This is a genomic window from Actinosynnema sp. (assembly GCF_052038725.1).
In genome coordinates this window covers 1-4,024 of the sequence record NZ_JBQGCX010000263.1, presented here as the reverse complement: position 1 = coordinate 4,024, position 4,024 = coordinate 1, and the positions used below count along the sequence as shown (strand labels likewise).

Here is a 4,024-nt window from a genome sequence, read left to right as displayed (position 1 = left end):
GTGGGGACGGGGGCGCCGATCTCGGGATCGGTGGGGATGGAGGCGCTGACTCTGGGATCGGTGGGGACGGGGGTGCTGACTCTGGGATCGGTGGGGACGGGGGTGCTGACTCTGGGATCGGCGGGGGCGGGATCGCTGCTCTCGGGATCGGCGAGGGCGGGATCGGCGGTCTCCGGGGTGGCGGGGACGGGGGCGGTGGGGGTGGAGGGCTCCTCGGGGAGGTCTGCCTCTTCGGGGGACACCGAATCACCCTCGGGAGCGAACCCCGACGGGGTAGCGGTGTCGGTGGCGAGGGGGGCCGTCTCGGCATCGGGCAGCACGGCGGAGACCCCGCCGCCCGCGCTCAGCCGGGCAGCCGAGATCGCCCCTGCGCCCGGATCGGGCGCGGGGGTGGCTGCTCCGGGGGCGGCGGTCTCCGGCTCGGTGGACTCCGGCTCGGTGGACTCCGGCGCGGCGGTCTCCGGCGCGGCGGACTCAGGCTCGGTGGTCTCCGGGGCGCTGCCCTCGGGGGCCGCCGCCTCGGGCGCGTCGACCACTTCGGTGGCGCCTGCGGTGTCCGCCTTCCCCGCCTCCGGGGCGTCCAGGGGGGCGCCGTCGTCCCAGGGCTCGTCCGGGGTCGTCCACTCGCCCCAGTCGCCGTCCGGTTCCTCCGGTGGCGGTGGGGGTTCCTCCTCGTCCGAGGGCAACCACTCGTCGTCCGGGGGCACCCACTCCTCGCCCGCCTCACCCGCGTCGGCCGTCCCGGCCTCGGGTTCGGCCGTCCCGGCCTCGGGTTCGGCCGCGGCGGGCTCGTCGGTCCCGCCGGGCGGCTCGTGCTCCGCGGCCTCGCGCAGCCGGTCCAGCGCGGCGACGACCATGGCCGCGCCCTCGGACACCGCGTCGCGGCGCGAGCCCAGCGGGTCGGCGGGCCACTGGGCCGTCTTCGCCTGCGCCGCCAGGGGGTTCTCGTCCTCCAGGCCCGGCGCGGGCGCCCAGGTGACCACGTCGGCGGGTGGGTGCTCCGCGCCCGCCACGACCTCGCGCAGCTCGGTCAGGAACGCCGACGGGCCCTTCGGGGTCGCGCCCGTCTCGCCCCACCAGTGGCCCGACACCAGCAGGCTGTGCTCGGACCTGGTCAGCGCCACGTACAGCAGCCGCCGCTCCTCGACCAGCCGCCGCTCCTCGAACTCGTCCGCGTGCCGGTCGAGCGCCTCCTCGACCTCCTTGCGGTTCGCCCCGCCCGGCACCCGCAGCTCCGGCAGGTCCTGGGCGTCGCCGCGCAGCGCGGCGGGCAGCTCGGTCACCGACTTCAGCCACGACGCCGACTTCCGCCGGCCGGGGAAGACGTCCTTCACCACGTGCGGCACGGCGACGATCCGCCACTCCAGGCCCTTGGCCGAGTGCATCGTCACCAGCTGCACCCGGTTGTCCACCACCTCGACCTCGCCGGGCGCCAGGCCGTCCTCGGCGTGCTCGGCGGTGCGCAGGTAGTCCAGCAGCGCGGGCAGGGTCGCCGCCGGGCTGGCCGCCGCGAAGTCCGACACCACGTCCGCGAACGCGTCCAGGTGCGCCCGCCCCACCCCGCCCGGCCGGGCGACCGCCTCGATGTCCAGCAGCAGGGTCCGCTCGACGTCGGCGACCAGCTCCGGCAGCGGCTGGGTCAACCGCCTGCGCAGCGCGGCCAGCTCCGCGCCCAGCCGCCGGATGCGGCGGTAGCCCTCGGCCGAGTAGGCGGACGGGTCACCGGGGTCGTCGAGCGCGTCCGCGAGCCCGGCCTGCTCGGAGTGCTCGCCGGGCAGCGCGTCGGCCAGAACGGACAGCGGGTCGTCGTCCGGGGACTTGCGCGCGGGCGCCCCCGCCAGGTCGCGGGCGCGCTGCCACATCGCGGCCAGGTCGAAGGCGGCGATCCGCCAGCGGGAACCGGTGAGCAGCCGGGTGGCGGCGGTGCCCGCGAGCGGGTCGACCAGGACGCGCAGGGCGCTGGTGAGGTCGCGCACCTCCGGCTCGTCCAGCAGCCCGCCGAGGCCGACGACCTCCACCGGCAGCCCCCGGTCGCGCAGCACGGCGGCGATCGCGGGCATGTCGGAGCGGCGGCGCACCAGCACGGCCGCGGTCGGCGGCTCGTCGCTGGTGTCCACGTGGGCGCGCCACTGCTCGGCGACGGTGTCCGCCAGCCACTCCAGCTCGGCCCGCACGTCGGGGAACAGGCCGATCCGCACGTCGCCCGGCTCGACGCCGTCGCGCGCCCGCAGCGGCGCCACGTCCAGGCCCGCCGCGCGCAGCGGACCGGACACGGCGTTCGCCAGGTGCAGCACCTCGGGCGGGTTGCGGAAGCTGGTGAGCAGCTCGTACTTGTCGGCGGGCGGGAAGTCCTCGCGGAACCGGGGCAGGTTGGCCGCGCTCGCGCCGCGCCAGCCGTAGATGGCCTGGGCGGGGTCGCCGACCGAGGTGACCGGCATCGGGTCGCCGTCGCCGAACAGGGCGCGCAGCAGCACGCGCTGGGCGTGGCCGGTGTCCTGGTACTCGTCGAGCAGCACGGCGCCGTAGCGTTCGCGCTCGCCCTCGACGACCTCCGGGTGCCCGGTGGCCAGGCGGGCGGCGAGGCTCATCTGGTCGGCGAAGTCCAGGACGGCGTCGCGGCGCTTGCGGGCCCGGTAGGCGTCGAGCAGCGGCAGCAGGGCGACGCGCAGGCGCTGGGCGTCCACGATCTCCTGGAGCTTCTCCGGCAGGGCGTCCTTCTGCCTCGGCGCCTTGGGGGCGTGCTCGATCAGCGCGCACAGGTGCTCGGCGTGCGCGAGGAGCTGCTCGGGCTCGACCAGGTGCTCGCCCAGCTCGCCCGCGAGGGAGAGCAGGTAGGAGGTGATCGTGGTGGGGATCTTGTCGGTGTCGAGGTCCTGGGTCCACGCCGACACCACGCGGTGCGCGAGCTGCCACGCCGCGGTCTCGGTGAGCAGCCGCACGCCGGGCTCCACGGGCAGCCGCAGCCCGTGCTCGCTCACCAGGCGACCCGCGTAGGCGTGGTAGGTGAGCACGACCGGCTCGGTGGTGAGCACGGCGGCGCGGCGGCGGCCGGACGGGTCGAGCCGGTCCAGCAGCGGCGACCCGGCGAGGCGGCGCAGCCGTCCGCGCACCCGCTCGCCGAGCTGCCGGGCGGCCTTGCGGGTGAAGGTGAGGCCGAGGACCCGGTCGGGCGTGACGACGCCGTTCGCGACCAGTTAGACGACGCGCGCGGCCATGGTCTCGGTCTTGCCCGCGCCCGCGCCCGCCACGACCAGCGCGGGTGCGGCGGGCGAGGCGATGACGGCGGCCTGCTCGGGCGTCGGCGGGTGCAGGCCGAGGGCGTCGGCGATGTCGGCGGGCGAGGCGTGCGGAACCGCACCACCCCGCTGGACACCACCCGCCGCGACCACGTGGGGCATTGTCCACGTCATCCGCGGACCACCCCGGTCGGCGGGCCGGGGGGAGTGGAAGATCCACTGCAACGGGGCCGGTCAGCGGGGCGCGCGGGGGTGGGCGGGTGAGCGCCATCACCACGGGTGCGGAGCCGAACGGGGGGTGGGGGCACGGTGGGGGCGGTACCCGACGCGCCCGGTCGGCACACCTGGGGAGCCGGGGGCGTCGCGGGGAGCGGGGGGGGGTGGCGAGGGCTGCGGAGGTGAGGACGGGCGAGGAAGAGAAGGAGGAGGAGGAGAAGGAGGAGGCGGGCTGGGGCGCAGGCGCGGGGCTGAGCGCAGGCACGGGTCCGAGGGCGGGCCCAGCCGCAGGTGTGGACGTGGGCTCGGGCGCGTGCGCGGACACCCGTGCGGGCGCGCGTGAGGGCTGAAGCCATGGCGGGCGCGTGGAAGCCGGGCAGCACCGGGCCGTTCGCGCCAACCCCGCGCCTGTCCGTGCGACTCCCGCGCCTGCCCGCGCCGACCCCGCGCCTGCCCGCGCCAAGCCCGTGCCTGCCCGCGCCAAGCCCGCGCGCGTCCAGCGGCCGACCCCGCCCCCTGGCCGCCCGTTCCCCGCTCATCCCGCCCCCGCTCGCCGCTGCCCCCGCCTCACC

General features: G+C 77.3%; 1 protein-coding gene and 2 pseudogenes. 2 read left to right on the top strand and 1 reads right to left on the bottom strand.

Annotated features, from left to right (window positions below):
* Positions 1-800: 800 nt before the first annotated feature.
* A pseudogene (locus ACTUAL_RS05115) lies at positions 801-3,398 on the bottom strand (ATP-dependent helicase); the annotation flags it as partial.
* Between the two features lie 218 nt (positions 3,399-3,616).
* Between ACTUAL_RS05115 and ACTUAL_RS05110 the strand changes: the two are divergent.
* Entirely contained in the window at positions 3,617-3,802 is a 186-nt protein-coding gene (locus ACTUAL_RS05110) for a hypothetical protein (protein WP_440899436.1), read from the top strand.
* A gap of 4 nt (positions 3,803-3,806) precedes the next feature.
* Positions 3,807-4,024: pseudogene (locus tag ACTUAL_RS05105) on the top strand (hypothetical protein); the annotation flags it as partial.